At 62.9% G+C, this 21,155-nt stretch carries 19 protein-coding genes; 10 read left to right on the forward strand and 9 right to left on the reverse strand.

Annotation, left to right across the window (positions count from 1 at the left end; translation table 11 throughout):
* The first annotated feature begins 254 nt into the window (after positions 1–254).
* The 8 genes from DZG07_RS01760 to DZG07_RS01795 all read left to right on the forward strand — a co-directional run bounded on the left by DZG07_RS01760 (position 255) and on the right by DZG07_RS01795 (position 10,382).
* Positions 255–1,565, forward strand: a complete 1,311-nt coding sequence (locus DZG07_RS01760) for a sugar ABC transporter substrate-binding protein (protein WP_091911493.1) — start codon at positions 255–257, stop codon at positions 1,563–1,565.
* A 201-nt stretch (positions 1,566–1,766) separates the two neighbouring features.
* Complete coding sequence (locus DZG07_RS01765) at positions 1,767–2,639, forward strand: sugar ABC transporter permease (RefSeq protein ID WP_091911495.1); 873 nt, start codon at positions 1,767–1,769, stop codon at positions 2,637–2,639.
* Positions 2,640–2,648: 9 nt separating this feature from the next.
* Positions 2,649–3,473: a carbohydrate ABC transporter permease gene (locus DZG07_RS01770; protein WP_091911496.1), complete on the forward strand. Its 825-nt coding sequence runs from the start codon at positions 2,649–2,651 to the stop codon at positions 3,471–3,473.
* Positions 3,474–3,503: 30 nt separating this feature from the next.
* Positions 3,504–4,502: an ABC transporter ATP-binding protein gene (locus DZG07_RS01775; RefSeq protein ID WP_091911498.1), complete on the forward strand. Its 999-nt coding sequence runs from the start codon at positions 3,504–3,506 to the stop codon at positions 4,500–4,502.
* Positions 4,499–5,275, forward strand: a complete 777-nt coding sequence (locus DZG07_RS01780) for an L-iditol 2-dehydrogenase (protein WP_119813836.1) — start codon at positions 4,499–4,501, stop codon at positions 5,273–5,275. Before DZG07_RS01775 ends, DZG07_RS01780 begins: the two co-directional genes overlap by 4 nt.
* A gap of 192 nt (positions 5,276–5,467) precedes the next feature.
* The gene (locus DZG07_RS01785; protein ID WP_119813838.1) at positions 5,468–6,946 is read left to right on the forward strand and encodes a mannitol dehydrogenase family protein; all 1,479 of its coding nucleotides are present in this window, start codon (positions 5,468–5,470) and stop codon (positions 6,944–6,946) included.
* Positions 6,947–7,063: 117 nt separating this feature from the next.
* On the forward strand, positions 7,064–8,644 hold the full coding sequence (locus DZG07_RS01790) for an FGGY-family carbohydrate kinase (protein ID WP_197716831.1): 1,581 nt from the start codon (positions 7,064–7,066) through the stop codon (positions 8,642–8,644).
* Positions 8,645–8,978: 334 nt separating this feature from the next.
* Positions 8,979–10,382, forward strand: coding sequence for an MATE family efflux transporter (locus DZG07_RS01795; RefSeq protein ID WP_119813842.1), 1,404 nt, complete (start codon positions 8,979–8,981; stop codon positions 10,380–10,382).
* Here the strand turns inward: DZG07_RS01795 and DZG07_RS01800 are convergent.
* The 9 genes from DZG07_RS01800 to speB form a co-directional block, all read right to left on the reverse strand.
* The gene (locus DZG07_RS01800) at positions 10,372–11,148 is read right to left on the reverse strand and encodes a carbon-nitrogen hydrolase family protein (protein WP_162931532.1); all 777 of its coding nucleotides are present in this window, start codon (positions 11,146–11,148) and stop codon (positions 10,372–10,374) included. The genes DZG07_RS01795 and DZG07_RS01800 overlap by 11 nt on opposite strands.
* Positions 11,145–11,945 carry an ABC transporter permease gene (locus DZG07_RS01805; RefSeq protein ID WP_119813846.1) on the reverse strand — a complete coding sequence of 267 codons (801 nt, stop codon included), beginning with the start codon at positions 11,943–11,945 and terminating at the stop codon, positions 11,145–11,147. The genes DZG07_RS01800 and DZG07_RS01805 overlap by 4 nt, the downstream gene beginning before the upstream one ends.
* Positions 11,945–12,799: an ABC transporter permease gene (locus tag DZG07_RS01810; RefSeq protein ID WP_091911507.1), complete on the reverse strand. Its 855-nt coding sequence runs from the start codon at positions 12,797–12,799 to the stop codon at positions 11,945–11,947. Before DZG07_RS01810 ends, DZG07_RS01805 begins: the two co-directional genes overlap by 1 nt.
* Complete coding sequence (locus DZG07_RS01815; RefSeq protein ID WP_119813848.1) at positions 12,796–13,833, reverse strand: ABC transporter ATP-binding protein; 1,038 nt, start codon at positions 13,831–13,833, stop codon at positions 12,796–12,798. Before DZG07_RS01815 ends, DZG07_RS01810 begins: the two co-directional genes overlap by 4 nt.
* 214 nt (positions 13,834–14,047) lie before the next feature.
* Positions 14,048–15,136, reverse strand: a complete 1,089-nt coding sequence (locus DZG07_RS01820; protein ID WP_091911511.1) for an ABC transporter substrate-binding protein — start codon at positions 15,134–15,136, stop codon at positions 14,048–14,050.
* A 59-nt stretch (positions 15,137–15,195) separates the two neighbouring features.
* Entirely contained in the window at positions 15,196–15,843 is a 648-nt protein-coding gene (locus DZG07_RS01825; protein WP_091911512.1) for an amino acid ABC transporter permease, read from the reverse strand.
* Positions 15,840–16,508 (reverse strand): amino acid ABC transporter permease, encoded by a 669-nt coding sequence (locus DZG07_RS01830; protein WP_119813850.1) that lies wholly within the window; start codon positions 16,506–16,508, stop codon positions 15,840–15,842. The genes DZG07_RS01825 and DZG07_RS01830 overlap by 4 nt, the downstream gene beginning before the upstream one ends.
* A gap of 3 nt (positions 16,509–16,511) precedes the next feature.
* Positions 16,512–17,315 (reverse strand): transporter substrate-binding domain-containing protein, encoded by an 804-nt coding sequence (locus DZG07_RS01835; RefSeq protein WP_119813852.1) that lies wholly within the window; start codon positions 17,313–17,315, stop codon positions 16,512–16,514.
* Positions 17,316–17,404: 89 nt separating this feature from the next.
* Complete coding sequence (gene speB / locus DZG07_RS01840) at positions 17,405–18,466, reverse strand: agmatinase (RefSeq protein WP_091911518.1); 1,062 nt, start codon at positions 18,464–18,466, stop codon at positions 17,405–17,407.
* Between the two features lie 208 nt (positions 18,467–18,674).
* Between speB and gcvA the strand changes: the two genes are divergently transcribed.
* Complete coding sequence (gene gcvA / locus DZG07_RS01845) at positions 18,675–19,643, forward strand: transcriptional regulator GcvA (protein WP_119813854.1); 969 nt, start codon at positions 18,675–18,677, stop codon at positions 19,641–19,643.
* Between the two features lie 122 nt (positions 19,644–19,765).
* Positions 19,766–21,070: a nicotinate phosphoribosyltransferase gene (gene pncB, locus DZG07_RS01850; RefSeq protein ID WP_119813856.1), complete on the forward strand. Its 1,305-nt coding sequence runs from the start codon at positions 19,766–19,768 to the stop codon at positions 21,068–21,070.
* Positions 21,071–21,155 lie beyond the last annotated feature (85 nt).

Genomic DNA, 21,155 nt, shown 5'->3' on the forward strand with positions numbered 1-21,155 from the left:
CTGGCGCCGAATTTGGGGAGCCGGATCGAAACCTGCAAGGGCCCAGAGCATCGGACCGAAAAGTGGAATCCGGTTTTCGGAATAATCCGATGCTCATTCTCAGCGCTGAATCGTTCCCTTGTGCGTCCGAATGGACGCACGGCGATCCAGGTGCTGCGGCGCAGCATCGAAACCGGCTTGACATAAATCACAGTAAGTGAATAATTGCCCACAGCCAAGGCAAATGCTCATCTTGGTTCTAGGGAGGAATATCGATGAAATTGACCACGCTCATTCTGGGCCTGTGTTCGGCCAGCGCGCTTGCGTTCTCCGCGCATGCCGAATCCATCACCATCGCCACCGTCAACAATGGCGACATGGTCCGCATGCAGAAGCTGACGGAAGACTTCACGTCCAAGAACCCCGACATCCAGCTCGAATGGGTCACGCTCGAAGAGAACGTGCTGCGCGAGCGCGTCACCACCGACATCGCCACCAAGGGCGGCCAGTACGACGTCATGACCATCGGCACCTACGAAGTTCCGATCTGGGCCAAGCAGGGCTGGCTCCTGCCGCTCGACAATCTCGGCGCCGACTATGACGCCAAGGACATCATTCCGGCGATCGCCGGCGGCCTGTCGGCCGACGGCAAGCTCTATGCCGCGCCCTTCTACGGCGAGAGCTCCTTCGTCATGTACCGCAAGGACCTGATCGAGAAGGCCGGGCTCAAGATGCCCGACGCACCGACTTGGGACTTCATCGCCGACGCAGCCCGCAAGATGACCGACCGCGCCAACGACATCAACGGCATCTGCCTGCGCGGCAAGGCCGGCTGGGGTGAGAACATGGCCTTCCTGACCGCCATGTCGAACTCCTTCGGCGCACGCTGGTTCGACGAGAAGTGGCAGCCGCAGTTCGACCAGCCAGAATGGAAGAAGACGCTTCAGTTCTATGTAGACCTGATGAAGGATGCCGGCCCGGCTGGTGCCTCCTCCAACGGCTTCAACGAGAACCTGGCGCTGTTCCAGCAGGGCAAGTGCGGCATGTGGATCGACGCCACGGTCGCCGCCTCCTTCGTCTCAAACCCGAAGGACTCCACCGTTGCCGACAAGGTCGGCTATGCGCTGGCGCCCGATACCGGCCTCGGCAAGCGCGGCAACTGGCTGTGGGCATGGTCGCTCGGCATTCCGGCCGGCACGCAGAAGGCTGCCTCGGCTGAAAAGTTCGTCGCCTGGGCAACCGGCAAGGGCTATCTCGACCTCGTCGCCTCGAAGGAAGGCTGGGCCAACGTCCCCCCGGGAACGCGCACCTCGCTCTATGAGAACCCCGAGTACCAGAAGGCCGCGCCCTTCGCCAAGATGACGCTCGACTCGATCAACTCGGCCGATCCGACCAAGCCGACCGTCAAGCCGGTGCCTTATGTCGGCGTGCAGTTCGTCGCCATCCCCGAATTCCAGGGCCTCGGCACGACGGTGGGCCAGTTGTTCTCGGCAGCACTTGCCGGCCAGTCCAGCGTCGATGACGCGCTTGCCGCGGCACAGACTGCTTCGGTCCGTGAAATGACCAGGGCCGGCTACATCAAATAAGGCATCATCTCGATGCCTTGGGCCGTCCGGTTCCCAGTCCGGGCGGCCCGCCCAAACCCTGTTGGCGTCCGCGTACAAACAGCGTGACTGCCGAGTTCGCCCAGTTTTCCTGTGGGGCTACTCAACTCAATCGACCGGCGCGCCAGGCGCCGCCTGTGGTGAAGACAACCGGAACGGTTCTTTCAAACCGAGGGTGAAACCATGGCTACTCAACAAACCCGAACGCTTGCGCGCTTCATGATGGCGCCGTCGGTGATCCTGCTCCTGATCTGGATGGTCGTGCCGCTGGCGATGACGCTGTGGTTCTCGTTCCAGAACTACAATCTGCTCAACCCGGCTAATGTCAGTTTCGCCGGACTGTTCAACTACCAGTTCTTCTACACCGATCCGGCCTTCTTCCAGTCGATCTGGAACACGCTGCTGATCGTCGGCGGCGTGTTGCTGATCACCGTCATCGGCGGTACTGCGCTGGCGCTGCTGCTCGACCAGCCGATGTTCGGCCAGGGCATCGTGCGCATCCTGGTGATCTCGCCCTTCTTCGTCATGCCACCGGTGGCAGCCCTGGTGTGGAAGAACATGATCATGCATCCGGGCTACGGCGTCTTCGCCGGCATCTCGAAATCGCTCGGCCTTCAGCCGGTCGACTGGTTCGCGCAATATCCGCTGTTTTCGATCATCATCATCGTTGCCTGGCAGTGGCTGCCCTTCGCCACGCTGATCCTGCTCACCGCGCTGCAATCGCTGGACGGCGAGCAGAAGGAGGCTGCAGAGATGGACGGCGCCGGCTTCGTCAGCCGCTTCATCCACCTGACGATCCCGCATATGTCGCGGGCGATTACGGTGGTCATCCTGATCCAGACCATCTTCCTGCTTGGCGTCTATGCCGAAATCCTCGTCACCACCAATGGCGGCCCGGGCTACGCATCGACCAACCTGCCCTTCCTGATCTACCGCACCGCGCTCCTCGGCTACGACGTCGGCGGGGCATCGGCGGGCGGCATCATCGCGGTCATCCTCGCCAACATCGTCGCCTTCTTCCTGATGCGCGCCGTTGGCAAGAACCTCGACAAATAGGAGAGACCCATGGCACGCGCAGTTTCGACACAGACCAAGGTCGGATGGACCATCGCCGCCTGGGTGATCGCCCTGCTGATCTTCTTTCCGATCCTCTACACGATCATCACCTCGTTCAAATCCGAGACCGAGGCGATCGCCGGCTTCAAGCTGATCCCGTCGGGAACGCTGGAGAGCTATGCCGAGGTTCAGTCGCAGAGCAACTACTTCAAGTTCTTCATGAACTCGGTGGTGATCTCCGTCGGCTCGACCATCCTCGCCTTGCTCATTGCGATACCGGCGGCCTGGTCGATGGCGTTCTCGCCGACCAAGCGAACCAAGGACATCCTGATGTGGATGCTCTCCACCAAGATGATGCCGGCGGTCGCGGTTCTGGTTCCGATGTATCTGATCTTCCGCGACTGGGGGCTTCTCGATAGCCGCATCGGCCTGACCGTGATGCTGATGCTGATCAACCTGCCGATCGTGGTGTGGATGCTCTACACCTACTTCCGCGAAATTCCCGGCGAAATCCTGGAAGCCGCGCGCATGGATGGCGCCACGCTGTGGGGTGAAATCTTCTATGTGCTGACGCCGATGGCAGTGCCCGGCATTGCCTCGACCATGCTGCTCAACATCATCCTCGCATGGAACGAAGCGTTCTGGACGATCCGCCTGTCGACGACCAACGCAGCACCGCTCACCGCCTTCATCGCCTCGTTCTCCAGCCCGCAAGGGCTGTTCTGGGCCAAGCTTTCGGCAGCCTCGACGCTGGCGATCGCGCCGATCCTGATCATGGGCTGGTTCAGCCAGAAACAGCTGGTCCGCGGCCTGACATTCGGTGCTGTGAAGTAACGAAGCAAAAGCCCTTCGGGGGAGGAAATCATGGGAAACATCACGCTCAAGCAAGTGTCGAAGTCCTTCGGGGCGACGGTCATCATTCCGAAAATCGACCTCGTCATCGAAGACGGCGAGTTCGTCGTCTTCGTCGGCCCCTCGGGTTGCGGCAAGTCCACGCTGCTCAGGCTGATCGCCGGGCTGGAAGACACCAGCGGCGGCACCATCAACATCGACGGTCGCGACGTGACCGGCGAGGCGCCGGCCAAGCGCAAGCTCGCCATGGTGTTCCAGTCCTACGCGCTCTACCCGCATATGACTGTGGCCAAGAACATCGCCTTCCCGCTCAAGATGGCCGGCGAGAGCCAGGCCAGCATCGACAAGAAGGTCCAGGATGCAGCCCGCGTGCTCAACCTCACCAACTATCTCGAGCGCCGGCCGGGCCAGCTTTCCGGCGGCCAGCGCCAGCGCGTCGCCATCGGCCGCGCCATCGTGCGCCAGCCTTCCGCCTTCCTGTTCGACGAGCCGCTGTCCAACCTTGACGCTGCCCTTCGCGGCACGATGCGGCTGGAGATCAGCGAACTCCACCACCAACTCAAGACGACGATGATCTACGTCACCCACGACCAGGTCGAGGCGATGACCATGGCTGACAAGATCGTGGTGCTGAACGCCGGCAATATCGAGCAGGTCGGCTCGCCGATGGAACTCTACAAGACGCCGAAGAACCTGTTCGTCGCCGGCTTCATCGGCTCGCCGAAGATGAACCTCATCACCGGCGCACCGGCGGCGAAAGTGGGCGCAACGACCGTCGGCGTCCGCCCCGAGCACCTCGCCATCTCGAAAACCTCCGGCGACTGGAAGGCAACCGTCGGCGTTGCCGAGCATCTCGGCTCCGACACCTTCCTGCACGTCCATTCCGACGGCGTCGGGCCGCTCACCGTTCGCGGCGACGGCGAAATCTCGGTCAAGCACGGCGACACGATCTTCCTGACGCCTGACGCATCGAAACTGCACCGCTTCGGTGCCGACGGGAGAGCAATTTGACACAAAGACTGAAGGGCAAGTCCGCCCTGATCACGGGTGCTGCGCGCGGCATCGGCCGCGCCTTTGCGGAGGCCTATATCCGCGAGGGTGCGACGGTGGCGATCGGCGACATCAATCTCGATGCGGCGATGAAGACCGCCGACGAGATCGGCGCTTCGGCCTATGCCGTCAGCCTCGACGTGACCAACCAGACCTCGATCGAGGCGGCGATAAAGGCCATCGAGCAGAAGACCGGCGGCCTCGACATTCTGATCAACAATGCAGCACTTTTCGACCTGGCGCCGATCGTCGAGATTACGCCGGCAAGCTATGACAGGCTGTTTTCCGTCAATGTCGCCGGCACGCTGTTCACCATGCAGGCCGCCGCCCGCTCGATGATCGCGCGGGGCAAGGGCGGCAAGATCATCAACATGGCAAGCCAGGCCGGGCGTCGCGGCGAAGCGCTGGTCGCCGTCTACTGCGCCACCAAGGCCGCCGTCATCAGCCTGACCCAGTCGGCCGGGCTCGACCTGATCAAGCATGGCATCAACGTCAACGCCATCGCGCCGGGCGTCGTCGATGGCGAGCACTGGGACGGCGTCGACGCGCTGTTTGCCAAGCATGAAAAACTGGCAAAGGGCGAGAAGAAAAAGCTTGTCGGCGAGGCGGTGCCGTTCGGCCGCATGGGCACGGCGCAGGATCTCACCGGCATGGCGATCTTCCTCGCCAGCGCGGAAGCCGAATACATCGTCGCCCAGACCTACAATGTCGATGGCGGTAATTGGATGAGTTGAGTGCGCGACGCGGTTTCCCTCCCCCTTGAGGGGAGGGTGCCGAGCGAAGCGAGGCGGGTGGGGTCATCGCGGCAGCGCGCGGCGCAAAGGAACGTCGAGCACTGCCGCAGCAACCCCACCCGGCCCTACGGGCCACCCTCCCCTCAAGGGGGAGGGGGACGCCGCACCAAGCATAGGAAAAGGCGAGCCGAAATGACCACGAAACTCTCCTCTGCAGCGCTCGGGCACCTCCCCGCCAACGTCGCCGGCCCAAAATACGACCGCGCTTCCCTCACCCCCGGGATCCTGCATTTCGGCGTCGGCAATTTCCACCGCGCGCATCAGGCCGTCTATCTCGACGACCTCTTCAATGAAGGCCGCGACCATGATTGGGCGCTGATCGGCGCGGGCGTTTTCGAGGGCGAGAAGGTCGGGCGCGAAAAGCTCGCCGAGCAGGATTTCCTCACCACCGTGGTCGAGCAGGACGACGGCCACATGCAGGCGCGCGTGACCGCCGCGATGACGGATTTTCTTGTCCCCGGCGACACCAGGACGATCATTAGCCGGCTTGCAGACCCCAAGATCCGCATCGTCTCGCTGACCATCACAGAAGGCGGCTATTTCATTGATCCGGCCTCGGGAAAATTCAATCCCGCGCATCCCGACATCGTCAGCGACGCCGGCAATCCGGAAACGCCGAAGACCGTCTTCGGCCTGATCCTGGCCGGACTGGCGCGGCGGCGCGTGGAAGGCACGCCGGCCTTCACGGTCATGTCCTGCGACAACATCCCTCACAATGGGCACGTCACCGCCGACGCGGTGATCGGACTGGCGCAGCTCAGCGATCCGGATTTCGCCCGCTGGGTGGCGGAGAACGTCGCCTTCCCGAACGGCATGGTCGATCGCATCACGCCGGCGACCACCGACCGCGAGCGCAAACTCCTGGCAGACGACTTCGGCCTGGAGGACAACTGGCCGGTGTTCTGCGAGCCGTTCCGGCAATGGGTGCTGGAGGACAATTTCCCGACCGGCAGGCCAGCGCTGGAACAGGTAGGCGTGACCTTCGTCAAGGACGTGTCACCGTTCGAGCTGATGAAAATCCGCATCCTCAATGGCGGTCACGCGACGATCGCCTATCCCGCCGGGCTGATGGACATCCATTTCGTGCATGAGGCGATGCAGGAGCCGCTGGTGCGCGATTTCCTCGCCAAGCTGGAGCGCGATGAGATCATCCCGACCGTGCCGCCGGTGCCCGGCGTGGTGCTGGAGGACTATTTCAAGCTGATCGAGAAACGCTTCTCCAATCCCAAGATCGGCGACACCGTGCGGCGGCTCTGCCTCGACGGTTCCAACCGCCAGCCAAAATTCATCATCCCGACCATCGCCGACCGGCTGAAGGCGGGCAAGGACGTCCTGGGCCTGGCGCTCGAATCGGCGCTGTGGTGCCGCTACTGCTTCGGCACGACCGATTCAGGCGCAGTCATCGAACCCAACGACCCGAACTGGGAACGCCTGCAGAAAACGGCGCATGCGGCGGAAGACGATCCCTCGGCATGGCTTGCGATGGAGGATATCTATGGCGAGGTCGGGCGTTCGCCGGTCTTTGCCGCCGCCTTTGCCAAAAATCTGAAAACGCTGTGGGAAAAAGGCACGCGCGAGACGCTGAAACGGTATCTGGCTGACGCGCACTAGATTCACACCACATAGATTCTCACCCCTCTGGCCCCTTGCGCCGCACCCGGCGGGCTTTATTCTGCCAGCCATGATGCTTCGCCCTCGCTCCCCGAAATCCAGAAAGCCCGCCTGCTGATGGCGGGGTTCGTCTGCGCAGTCGATGTCGGAACCGGCAGCGCGCGCGCCGGCATTCTCGACCGTGAGGGCAATCTGCTCGGCCGCGCCGACCACAAGATTGCCATGCGCCAGCCCAAGCCCGGTCATGCCGAGCATGATTCGGAAGACATCTGGATGGCGGTCTGCGCGGCGGTAAAGGCGGCGCGCGAAAAGGCCGCGGTGAAGCCGGAAGACATCGTCGGTATCTCCTTCGACGCCACCTGCTCGCTGGTGGTGCGCGATGTGGAGGCAAACCAGCTCAGTGTTTCAGACGACGGCGACAACCGCTGGGACACCATCGTCTGGCTGGATCACCGGGCGCTGGCCGAGGCCGACGAATGCACCGCCACCGGTCATCATGTGCTCGACCATGTCGGCGGCGTCATGTCGCCCGAGATGGAAATTCCCAAGCTGATGTGGCTGAAGCGCCATCTTCCGGGCCAGTGGCAGAAGACCGGATACTTCTTCGATCTGGCCGATTTCCTGACCTGGAAAGCTTCTGGCTCGACGGCGCGCTCGCAATGCACGCTGACCTGCAAATGGACCTACCTTGCCCACGAGACGCCCGGCTGGCAGGACGATTTTCTCAACACGGTCGCGCTCGGCGATCTTCTGGCACGCGGGAACCTGCCGGAGCGGGCGAGCCCCGTCGGCGCCGACCTCGGCCCGCTTACCCCGCAGGCCGCGGAAGCGCTCGGCCTCACCACCGCCTGCCGCGTCGGCTCCGGGCTGATCGACGCCTATGCCGGTGCGCTCGGCGTGCTTGGCCGCTTCGTCGGCGATTTCGCCAGCATAGAGCGGCATATGGCGCTGATTGCCGGCACGTCGAGCTGCGTCATGGCGATGTCGCCGGAGCCGCGTCCCTTCGCCGGCGGCTGGGGCCCCTATTTCGGGGTCACGCTGGCGGACTGCTGGACCAGCGAAGGCGGCCAATCGGCGACGGGCGCTTTGCTCGACCATATCATCCGCTGGCACGGCGCCGGCGGCGAACCGGATGCCGCCATGCATGGCAGGATCGCCGAGCGCGTCATGGCGCTGCGGGCGGAAGAAGGCGAGGCATTCGCGTCGCGGCTGCATGTGCTGCCCGATTTTCACGGCAACCGCTCGCCGCTGGCCGACTCGCATGCGGTCGGCGTCATCTCCGGCCTGACGCTCGACGCCTCCTTCGACAGCCTGTGCCGGCTTTACTGGCGCACTGCCGTCGGCATAGCGCTCGGCGTGCGCCACATTCTCGAGACGCTGAACGAGAACGGCTATGTCATCGACACGCTGCATGTCACCGGCGGCCACACCAAGAACCCGCTGCTGATGGAACTCTATGCCGATGCCACCGGCTGCACGGTGATAGAACCCTTAGCCGACGAAGCAGTCCTGTTCGGCACCGGCATGGCGGCAGCGGCGGCAGGTGGCCTCTATCCGACGCTTACTGAGGCGGCAGCGGCCATGCAGCAGGGCGGACGCGAGCGCAAACCCAACCCGGCGGCGCGGAAAGGTTTTGAGCGCGACTACCGGATTTTCCTTGAAATGCATCGGCAGAGGCAAGTGCTGGAGGGGCTGTAGGCGACGCGGCCACTATCCTTCGCCTCAATAGGGAGGGATTATCGCGTATGGAATTCGACCCCCAGTCCGTCTCGGCAAAGCCGAGACGGACTGGGGGTAGGCCGTGCCGGATGCAAGTGCCTTCCCTTTCACGAGAGGGACAAATTGCCCTTCCATTAAGGGAAGTAAGACGTAGCCACCTCACCCTGGCTCAATTGTCGGCGACGCTGGTGGCTTGCTTAACGGGAACATTTGGTTCAAAAGGCGTTCAAAATCGGAAAAACCGTCTGTTTTTCCGTAAAAACGCGACTGGCGGCATGATTTTCGCCGCGGTTCGCCCCTGAAAGTTAGAAAAATGTCTGCGATACAGGTCGAGGCGAGAGCTTCGGCAAACCCTTGGCGTCTCGAAATTCGCGCGATGCTGGCGCTGGCCTGGCCGATGATCCTGACCAATCTCGGCCAGACCGCGATGACGGCCACCGACGTGATGATGATGGGCCGGCTCAGCGCCGATACGCTCGCCGCCGGTGCGCTTGGCGCCAATCTCTATTTCGCACCGCTGATCTTCGGGCTCGGCCTGATGCTCGCGACATCGCCGATGATCGCTACCGAACTCGGCCGCAGGCGTCATTCGGTGCGCGACCTGCGCCGCACCGTGCGCCAGGGGCTTTGGCTCGCCATCCTCGTTTCGATCCCGATCTGGATCGTGTTGTGGAATGCGGAGGCCATATTGCTTGCCATGGGGCAGGAACCGGCGCTCGCCGCGCAGGCCGGCATCTATGTGCGCTGGCTGCAATGGGCGGTGCTGCCCTTCTACGGCTACATCGTGCTGCGCTCCTTCATCTCGGCGCTGGAACGTCCGGGCTGGGCGCTGGCCATCGTCTTCGTCGCGGTCGCCTTCAACGTGCTCGCCAACTGGTGCCTGATGTTCGGCAATCTCGGCTTTCCGGCCATGGGCATCGCCGGCTCCGGGCTGGCGACGAGCCTGTCCAGCGCCTTGATGTTCATCGGCATGGCCGCCGTGGTGATGATGGAACCGAAATTCCGGCGCTATCGCCTGTTCGGCCGCTTCTGGCGCTCGGACTGGCCGCGTTTCGTCGGGCTTCTGAAGCTCGGCCTGCCGATCGCTGGCATCCTGGCTTTCGAGGTCACCATCTTCAATGCCGCCGCGCTGTTCATGGGCCTGATCGATTCACCGTCGCTGGCAGCACACGCGATCGCCATCCAGATCGCCTCGATCAGCTTCATGGTGCCGCTGGGGCTGAACCAGGCGGTGACGGTACGCGTAGGCCTGGCCTATGGCGCGCAGAATCCGGAGGGCATCAGCCGCGCCGGCTGGACCGCCTTCGTCATGGGCGTTTCCTTCATGGCGCTGACCGCGCTCGCGATGATCCTGTGGCCGCGCCTGTTGATCAGCGCCTTTATCGATCTCCATGACCCGGCCAACGCGGTCGTCATCGGCCTCGCCGTGTCGTTCCTGGCGCTGGCGGCGCTGTTTCAGATCGTCGACGGCGCGCAGGCGGTGGCTGCCGGCATGTTGCGCGGCTTGCACGACACGACGATACCGATGATCTACGCGGCGATCGGCTATTGGGGCGTCGGCCTGCCGCTCGGCGTGGTGCTGGCCTTCCATTTCGGCTTCCACGGCGTCGGCATCTGGATCGGCCTGTCGGTGGGGCTTGCGGTGGTGGCGGTGCTGCTGATGTGGCGCTGGCTGCGGCGCGACCAGCTCGGCCTGACCGGGATGGCTAGACTCTGAGATCGATCAGATAGGAATTCGCCGCCGCCGAGGCTTCGTAATCGGCGGGGCGGATTTCAGCGAACAGCAATGCCTCGGCGCTTCTACCGGCCTCGGCCAACATGGTGCCGTCGGGTGCGGCAATGCCTGAAAGACCGGCATAGGCAAACAGAGCGTCCGCGCCGCAATGGTTCACATAGGCGACGAAAATCTGGTTCTCGAAGGCACGCACCGGGATAAGCTTTCGGGCGATGAATTCGTCATGGTCGCTTGCCGGCAGCGCCGTCGGCACGATGACCGCATCGACGCCGGCCTGAGCAAGGCGCCGGACATTTTCGGGAAATTCGACATCATAGCAGATCAGCAGGCCGATCTTTGCGCCACGATGGTCGACCACGCAGGCGGTCGGCCTTTCCGGCTGGAACAGACCGCGCTCGTAAGGCCCGTAGAGATGGGACTTTCGGTAGATGACCGCAGCCGCTGAGCCATCGACATAAAGCGCGCTGTTGTAGATCGTCTCACTGTCGCGCTCGGCAAAGCCGATGACCATCGCGACGCCGGTTTCTGCCGACAGCGCTGATAGCCGGGCGGCCAGATCACCGCCCGCAGGCTCGGCCAGTGCCTTCACCGCCTCGCCCGCGCCATAGCCGGTGACGGCGAGTTCGGGCGTGACAAGCAGATCGGCAGCGTTACTTGCCGCCTCGCGCACCGCCCGTTCGATGCGCGCAAGATTGGTCGCGACATCGCCGGCCACGGCCTGCATCTGGAGTGCCGCCAGTCTCATCACTTACCCTCCGAGCCCATGGCGCCGAGCAGTTTTCGGATATCGCCGAACCTGGCGATCAGCCCGAAGACGAGAGCGGCGATCGCGACGAAGAACACCGACACCGAGGCCATGGTCGGCGTATAACCGTAGCGCAGCGCATTGAAGATTTTTATCGGCAGCGTTTCCATGGTGAAGCCGATGGTCATATAGGCAACGATGTATTCGTTGAGCGACAGCACGAAGGCGAAGGCATAGCCGGAAACGAGATAGGGCAGGATCAGCGGCAGCACCACGGTTCTTGCAATCGTGCGGTCGTCGGCGCCCATGGTCGCGGCGGCCTCCACGAGCGAGCGATCAATGGAGGCGAAGCCCAGCGACAGCGTCACCAGCGGCAGCGTGACGAAGAAGATCGCGTGGCTGATTGCTGCCGTCCATGGCTGGCCGTAAAAGCCCGTCGTCGCCCAGAAGGTCAGGAAGCCAAGCGCGGTGATGACCGGCGGGAGAATAAAGGGCGCGACGCCGAGAAGCTGGAAGATATGCGCCCAGGACGCATGGCGCCGCCACAGGAACCACGCCAGCGGCAGCGCAATCGCCACCGCAAGGGCTGCCGCCGAGATCGCCAGCAGCAGCGAGGCGATCAGCGCACTGCGCCATTCCGGGTCCATGAAGATCTGCGCGTACCAGGCGAGCGAAAAGCCCTTTGGCGGGAATGACAAATCCTGTTTCTCGTTGACCGAGACGCCGAGCACGACGATCAAGGGTGCTGCGAGAAACAGCGCGACGAGGACGAAATAAAGCCGGCGAAGCAGTTTTTCCATCATCCCGCATTCTCCCGTCTGCCGACCAGCAAGGTAAGCCCGACCAGCGCCAGCGACATCAGCACCAGGAACACGGCCATGGCTGCCGCGAAAGGCATGTTGGACTGGTAGATCGCCTGATCGGTAATGAGCACCGACAGCGTCCAGTGCTGCGGCCGGCCGAGGATTTGCGGCAAGAGATACGAGCCGAGCGCGAAGACGAAGACCATGATCAGCGTTGCCACCAGCGTGTTGCGCAGCGCCGGCGTCACGACGTTGAAGAAGGCGCGCACCGGCGAGGCGCCGAGCGTGCGCGCGGCCTCAAGCAATGTCGGATCGAGCCGCACGAGGGCGGGGTAAAGCACGAGGATCGTATAGGGCAGTGCCTGGTAGACCATGCCGGTCAGCACCGCGCCGAAGCCCGGCAACAGCGCCTGCGGCTGCGACATCAGACCGACCGCGACCAGCAGATTGGTGATGCCGGCGGTGCGCGAAAACAGCGTCGACCAGGCAAAGCCGATGATGACTTCCGACAGCGACAGCACCGAAAGCAGGCAGACCAGCCACACCGTCTGCACCTTGCGCGAGCGCTTCGTCAGCAGATAGGTGAAGGGAAAGGCGATGGCGATGCAGCAGATGGCGACCAATACCGCCAGCATCAGCGAGAAACCGAGCACGCTGCCGAAGAAGGTCGACAGGAAGCGCGCATAATTGTCGAAGACGAAATCGGTCTTGTAGAAGCCGGCCGGGTCGCGCTTGAAGAAGCTGACCGCGATCATGGTCGAGAACGGCACGACGAAGAACACGATCAGCATCAGCGCCGGAAAGAACAGCGGCGTGTAGTCGGCGATGGTGCGCGGCGCCTCGCGTCTCATGACTTCAGCACCACGCAGCTTTCGGGCGGCAGCACGATGCCGACGCTTTGCCCGACCTTGACTTCGGGCCGCTCGCGCGGCGTGGCGACCGCGATGATGGTCTTGCCGCCTGCCTCGACGAAGGTTTCGATCGTGCCGCCGAGATCGCGCACGAAGGTGACGGTGCCGTCGATCGCGCCATTGCCGGGGGCGGTGAGGTGGACGTCCTCGGGCCGTACCGAAACCGAGGCGTTCGAAACGCCGGAGGGAAGCGTCAGGCCGGGAATGGCCGATCCCAGAACGGTAGCGCGGCCGGCGCTGTCGGCGGTGATCGGCAGAAGGTTGGTCGAGCCTATGAAATCCGCAACAAAAGCGTCCGCAGGCTTGCGGTAGATTTCGACCGGGGCGGCGGCCTGGCGGATGCGGCCCTCGCCCATCACCACGACCAGATCGGCCATGGTCATCGCCTCGCGCTGGTCGTGGGTGACGACGATGGTGGTGATGCCGAGTTTCTGCTGCAACTGGCGCAGCTCGACCTGCATGGATTCGCGCAGCTTGGCGTCGAGCGCCGACATCGGCTCGTCGAGCAAGAACAGGCGTGGCGAAAGCGCAAGCGCGCGGGCGATGGCGACGCGCTGGCGCTGGCCGCCCGAAAGCTTGGCGACGGGCCGGTCGGCAAAGCCCGGCAGATGGATAAGCTTGAGCAGCTCATCGACTCGGCTTTTCTGGTCCTGCTTCGACGCTCCGCGAATGCGCAGCGAATAGGCGATGTTGTCACCAACCGACAGATGCGGAAACAGCGCCAGCGACTGGAAAACCATGCCGAGATTGCGCTTGTGGGTCGGGACGGAGGTGATGTCCTCGTCATCGATGACGATCCTGCCGCTGGTCGGCTCCTCCAGCCCGGCGATCATCCGCAGCAGCGTGGTCTTGCCGCAGCCCGATGGGCCGAGGAGGCAGACGAAGGTGCCGTGCGGCACGTTCAGCGCGACATTGTCGACGGCTTTGAAGTCGCCGAATTCCTTGGTGATGTCGTTCAGTGACAGGCCGGACATACTGGTTACCCTGCTCTTTTGCTTATCATATGCGGGTAAGGGATAAGGCGAAAAGGTCGCCGCTTACTTCTTCTCCCCGTCTCTATACGGGGAGAAGATGCCGGCAGGCAGATGAGGGGCGGAGCCAGCTTCTGAAAATGAGACGCTGCCCCTCATCCGGCCCTTCGGGCCACCTTCTCCCCGTATAGTGACGGGGAGAAGGAAGAACCGCCGTTTACCCGACGATCAGCTCGGTCCACTTCTGGTTAATCCAGTCGGACTTGGTCGTGTAGAGATCGTAGCGCGGGATGATCGGCTCGATGTCGGAAGACACGGCGGCGAACTCTTCCGGCTTGAGATCGAGCACTTCCTTCTTCAGCGTCGGCGCGGTGCCGACCTTGCGCGACATCAGGCCCTGGATCGCCGGCTGGCTCATATAGTCGATGAAGGCATGCGCCTCGTCGACCTTCTTGGACGCGCGCGTCAGGACCCAGTTGCCGGAATCCTGAATGCCGCCTTCCTTCGGGAAGGTCGAGCGTACCGGCTGGCCGTCGGCGGCGGCAAGGCCGGTGACGTCATGGTAATACTGGCCCATCGGGATTTCACCCGACTTCAGCGCCTGTTCGAACTGCGCCTCGTCGCGATACCAGAGGCGGACGTTCGGCTTGACCTCGGCGAGCTTCTCGAAAGCCTTCAACTGGCCTTCCTCGGTGTCGAGCGCATTGGTGCCGCCCATGAAGGTCTTGGCGGTCACTTCCAGCAGGAAGGAGTTGGAGGCGAGCGCCAGGAGGCCGAGCTTGTCGGCATTGGCCGGGTCCCACAGGGCTTCCCAGGAGGTCGGCGCTTCCTTGTAGACATCGGTGTTGGTGACCAGCGTGATGTACCACGCCACCGCGCCGACGCCGGCGATGCGGCCGTCCGGATATTTGTTGACGAAGCGGTCGAGCAGGTCGCCACCATGCTTGATCTTGGCGATATCGATCGGCGTCCACAGTTCGGTCGCCTGGCCTTTCAGCGTCGAGGTCTGCGACATCATCGAAACGTCGGCCGGCGCCTGGCCTGCCTTGGCTGCCTGTTCGAGCTGCACAAGCCAGGCTTCACCGGTCGGCTCTGCGATGGACTCCACCGCAATGCCGGTCGCCTTGGTGAATTCCGGGAAGATGTGCTCGTCGAAGGACTTCTTGAAGTAGCCGCCATAGACGCCGACCTTCAGCGACTTGTCCTGCGCGCGCAGCACGGCAGGCATGGCAAGCAATGCGGCACCCGCAACGCCTGCGCCCAGCACGCCGCGGCGGCTGAGACTGGTTTTCAGAAATTCGGTCATTTTCGTTCTCCTCTATTCATGCCGCTTTTGCGGCTGTTCCCACGGTCGTTCAAGTGAATTCAATGTGCGGCAGCACGGCTCTCCAGCATTCTGGCATATTGGGTGAGCGGATAGCACAGCACGAAAAAGATCAGCGCGACCAGCCCATAGACGGTGAAGGGTTCGAACGTCGCATTGTTGATCGCATTCGATGTCCTGAGAAGCTCTTCGAAGCCGATGATCGAGGTCAGTGCCGTGCTTTTGATGAGCTGGACGAGGAAGCCGACGATCGGCGCCCGCGTGATCGAGAACGCCTGCGGCAGGATGATGAGGCGCAGTTCCTGAATATAGTGCAGTCCCAGGCTCGCGCCCGCGTCCCACTGGCCGCGCGGCAATGCGTCGACGCCGCTCCGCCAGATCTCGGCCAGATAGGCGCTGGCAAAGAAGGTCAGCGCAAGCACCGCCGCCGTCCACGGCTCGATGCGAAAGCCGAGCATCGGCAGGCCGAAGAACATCAGGAAAAGCTGCATCAGAAGCGGTGTTCCCTGGAACAGGGCGATGTAGCCGCTGGCAAAGCGGCGAAGCCATTTCGCCTTGGATATCCTGAGGAAGAGGATGACGATGCCGACCACGCCGCCACCGACAAAGGCTGCGATCGACAAGAGGATCGTCCAGCGCGTGGCAAACAGCAGGTTTCGCAGAATGTCCCAGAAGGTGAACTCGATCATGTCACACCTGCCGAGAGTGTGCGGCGCCCGACCGAAACCAGCATGCGCCGCAGCGCGATCGAAAGGCCGAGATAGACCATTGTCACGACGAAATAGGTCTCGAAGGCGCGGAAGGTCCTGGCCTGCAGCATGTCGGCTTCATAAGTGAGTTCGCGGACGGCGATCTGCGATACGACTGCGGATTCGAGCATCATGATCACGATCTGGCTCGTCAGCGCCGGGAAGATGACCTTCAGCGCCTGCGGCAGCACGATCTTGACGAACACCTGTCGCGGCCGCAAGCCCAAAGACAGTGCCGCTTCCTTCTGGCCGACCGGCACCGCATCAAGACCGGCACCGACGATCTCCGTCGTATAGGCCGCCATGTTGAGCGTCATCGCCAGAACCGCGGCGAGGATCGGGTCGAGCCTGATGCCGAGGCTGGGCAGGCCGAAGAAGATGAAAAATAGCTGCACCAGAAACGGCGTGTTGCGGATCACCTCGACATAGGCGGTTATCGCCAGGCGGAGCCAGCGATAGCCGCTGCGCCGGCCGGCGGCGGCAAGAACGCTGATGAACGTCCCGGCCAGCGTCGTCACCACGATCAGCATGACCGTTACGGCAGCACCCCGGGCGATTGCGCCCGAGGCCTCGTAAAGCCAGCCGAAATCGAGGCTGTAGCCCACAGATCAATCCTTGAGGTTTTCAGGATTGAGCGGCGTCTTCAGCCATTCCTCCGATGCCTTGTTCAGCTGTCCGTCGGCCAGCATCTTGGCGACGGCGTCGTTGATCGCCTTCTTCAGCCCCTCTTCGTTCTTGTTCAGTCCGATATGCGAGGGAGAGGTCAGCAGCTGGAACTTCTGCTCGGGCTTGAGCGCTTCCTGGCGCGCCAGAACCTGCGCGCCGACATCGTTCCCGACGACCATCAGCTGGGTCTGGCCCGAGATGAAGGCCTGGATCACGGCATTGTAATTGTCGAAGCGCTTGATGTCGGCTGTGGCCGGGGCCGCTTCCGTAAGCGACGTGTCTTCCAGCGTGCCGCGGTTCACGGCGATGCTCTTGTCGGCCAGCGCGGCCTTGTCCTTGACCTCAAGGGCGGCGGGTCCGATCACCGCGATATAGTAAGGGGCGTAAGCCACGGCGAAGTCGATGACCTGCTCGCGCTCCTTGCTGTAGCCGACGCTCATCAACAGGTCGACGCGATGGTCGGTCAGGTAGGGAATGCGGTTCTGGCCGGTCACCGCGACCGTGTTGAGCTTTACCTTCAGCGAGTCGGCGATGAACTGCGCGACTTCCATGTCGTAGCCCTTGAGGCTCATATCGGCACTGGCCGAGGAGAAGGGCGGAAAGTCGGCAAAGACGCCGACATTGATGACGCCGGCCTTTGCGATGTCTTCAAGGGCATCAGCGTGGGCTGGCTGCGTGGCGATGGCGGCGCTGCCGAGCAGCAGCAACGCGGCAAAGGACGATTTGAGATGCGAATGCATGGTCATTTTGGTTCCCCTTCTGGAAAATCATTATTGTCGGTGCGGCCCAGGCGGGCCGCCCTGCCATCGGTTCCAGGCCGATGGCTAAAACTGGATCAGGCCTTCCTGTCTTTGACGGCGGGACTGAACACCATCAGGCTCAAGATCTCGAACAGAACCTGCGCGCCGGCATGGGCGGTGTTGGTGGTCGAGTCATATTGCGGCGCCACTTCGACGACGTCGCCGCCGACGAGGTTGAGCCCCTTCAGGCCGCGCAGGATTTCCAGGACCTCGCGCGTCGTCAGCCCGCCGACTTCCGGCGTGCCGGTGCCGGGCGCAAACGCCGGGTCGAGGCTGTCGATGTCGAAGGAAAGATAGGTCGGGCCGTCGCCGACGATCTTGCGCGCCTTCTCGATGACGGCGGGAATGCCCATGCCCGTCACCTCTTCGGCGTGGATGACCGTCATGCCGGATTCATAGGTGAACTCCCACAGATATTCGGCCGAGCCACGAATGCCGATCTGGACCGTGCGCGTCGGGTCGAGCACGCCGTCGAGCACCGCGTTGCGGAACGGGCCGCCATGGTGGAATTTGGTCAGGTCGTAGGCGCCGCCGGTGTCGCAATGCGCATCGATATGGATCATGCCGACCGGGCGGTTCTTGCCGACCGCCTTAAGGATCGGATGGCTGATCGAATGATCGCCGCCGACCGACAACGGCAGCACGCCGGCATCGACGATCTGGTTGATGCGCCGCTCGATGTCGTCATGGCTGAGCTCGAGACGATAGCGGCTTTGGAACGGCACGTCGCCAATATCGGCGACGCGCAGATCCTGCACCGGGGCGCAGTCCAGCACGTGATTATACGGCCCGATGCGCTCGATGGTGCGCAGCGCGCGCGGGCCGAAGCGGGAGCCAGGACGATTGGTGACGCCGAGATCCATCGGCACGCCGATCATCGCAACCTGGAGATCGCCGAAATCGGGATTGTCGTTGTCAACCTGCACGTAAGGCGCGGTCAGGAAGGTCGGGATGCCCGAATAGGGCGCCAGCCGCGTGCCGCTCTTGGAGAAAATCTTGTCGGCGACGCGCCGGAACTGGGGGTTAAACAGTTCGCCGCCATGGCTCTCACCATATTTGCGGCGCAACGCGTCGAGCTTGCCACGATCGAAACCCATGCCGGTAGTCTCCCTGAATTGCCGTACTGGACGGTGGTCTGCCGGAGTCCCTCGCGGCGTTTTCGCCGTCTCGCTCCTGCGTGAAAGTGCAATCCCGCACCTTCTGTTCCGTCTGAATTCTTGGGCAGGCGCGTTGAAAAATCAATTGATATTGTTAAAGCTTCGATTGTGAGATTTTCTCACATGTGAGTGCTACCGGAAACCACCTATGAGCAAGCGCCTGCCACCGCTGAACCCGCTGCGCGCCTTCGAAGCAACGGCGCGGCATGGCTCGCTGAGCAAGGCCGCCGGCGAGCTCAACGTCACCCATGGCGCCATCAGCCACCAGATCCGCGCGCTGGAACTTTCGCTTAGGGTCAAGCTGTTCGAGCGTATCGGCCAGCGGCTCAAGCTGACGCCGCAGGGCGCAGAGCTTCTGCCGGCGGTATCGAGCGCCTTCGACGGCATCGCGGCGGCCACCGCGCGCATGACGCGGCCGACGAGTTCCGGCACGCTGACCATAAGCTGCGTGCCGGCGCTGCTGTCGCTGTGGCTGATCCCGCGCCTCGGCAGTTTCATGGCGCGTTTTCCCGACATAAGGCTCAAGCTGATCGCCTCCAACGACCCGCAGGATATCCGCTCGCCCGATATCGATGTCTGCGTGCACTATGGCGATGGCAACTGGGCCGATTGCTGGCTGAAGAAATGGCTCAATCTGGAACTCTTTCCGGTGGTGAGCCCGACGCTGATCAACAACCGGCCCATCCGCACCATCCGCGACCTTGCCGACCACGTCATGCTGCATGGCGATGACGGCCGCGAATGGCACACCTGGCTTGCCGCAGCCGAAGCGCTGGACCTGAACCGCGGGCGCGAACACCATTTCAGCGACGCGCGGCTGTCGACCGAGGCGGCGATCAGCGGCCATGGCGTTGCGCTCGGCGATTCCGTCACCGCCAGCGGCCTGCTCGCCAAGGGCCAGCTGGTGACGCCGTTCAACCTGTCGGTTCCCGCCAGCTACGCCTTCTACGTCATCTGCCGCAACGAGGTGCGCTCGGCGCCCGTGGCGCAGGTCTTCATCGACTGGCTCTACGGCGAAGGCGAGGAGGCGGCGGGCCGGACCGAGGCAGCCGTCGCCGGCCAGATCAGCATCCGCAAGCGCCGTTCGCAGAAGACAAACGCCCCTGCCGAGCCGTAACCAATCTCTGTCGCCGGCTCATTTTTTGTCGGTCCAGAGCGGCAATCATGAAGCGCAATACCAAATTCAGTGATATTAGCGCTGTCGGACAGTCCGAAGCGGCATGAAAAGGCACTTGGTGAATGGCGAAAACCGATATTGCGCGGCGCGTCTACAATCACGCATGGAAGCTCGACCCCATCGTGCGCAGCCTGCTCGATACCGATTTCTACAAGCTGCTGATGCTCCAGATGATCTGGGGCATGTATCCGAATGTCGACGTCACCTTCTCGCTGATCAACCGCACCACCTCGGTGAAGCTCGGCGAGGAAATCGACGAGCAGGAGCTGCGCGACCAGCTCGACCATGCCCGCACGCTGCGCTTCAGCAAGAAGGAGATGATCTGGCTGGGCGGCAACACCTTCTATGGCCGCAAGCAGATTTTCGAGCCGGAATTCCTGGCCTGGCTGGAGGATTTCCAGCTTCCCGAATATGAGCTGACCAAGCGCGACGGCCAGTATGAGCTCGAATTCCACGGGCCGTGGATGTACACGACGCTGTGGGAAATCCCGGCGCTCGCCATCATCAACGAATTGCGCTCGCGCTCGGCGATGAAGCCGTTCGCGCCATTCGCGCTCGACGTTCTCTATGCCCGCGCCAAGGCCAAGCTGTGGACCAAGACCGAGCGGCTGCGGCTTTTGCCGGACTTGAAGATTTCCGACTTCGGCACGCGCCGCCGCCACAGCTTCCTGTGGCAGCGCTGGTGCGTGGAGGCGCTCAAGGAAGGCATCGGCGAGGCCTTCACCGGCACGTCGAACGTGCTTCTGGCCATGGACAACGACCTCGAAGCGCTCGGCACCAACGCCCATGAGCTGCCGATGGTGCTGGCGGCACTGACCAACAGCGAGCAGGAGCTGCGCAAGTCGCCTTACAAGGTGCTGCAGGACTGGCAGCGTTACTATGGCGGCAACCTCCTGATCGTCCTGCCCGACGCCTTCGGCACCACCGCCTTCCTGCGCGACGCGCCGGACTGGATCGCCGACTGGACCGGCTTCCGCCCCGACAGCGCCCCGCCGATCGAGGCCGGCGAAAAGATCATGGCCTGGTGGCGCGAGAAGGGCGTCGACCCGAAGAAGAAGCTGCTGATCTTCTCCGATGGGCTTGAGGTCGAGACGATCGAGGAGACGTACCGCCATTTCAAAGGCAAGGTGCGCATGTCCTTCGGCTGGGGCACCAACCTGACCAATGATTTCGAAGGCTGCGCGCCGATGGAAACCCGCGGCCTCAACGCCATCTCACTGGTCTGCAAGGTCACCAAGGTCAACGGCCGTGAGGCGGTGAAACTCTCCGACAATCCGGCCAAGGCGACCGGCGACAAACGCGAGATAGAGCGGTACCTGCGGATCTTTGGCGAGAAGGACCGCGTGGAGCATTTGGTGAAGGTGTGAGGGGCTAGTAGGCAGGCTGGAGCAATCGGGAGATTAAATCTTGACACCGCTGCTCTCGTCACCACCCCCCTCTGTCCTACCGGAC

It is taken from the genome of Mesorhizobium sp. DCY119, from assembly GCF_003590645.1.
GTDB lineage: Bacteria > Pseudomonadota > Alphaproteobacteria > Rhizobiales > Rhizobiaceae > Mesorhizobium_M.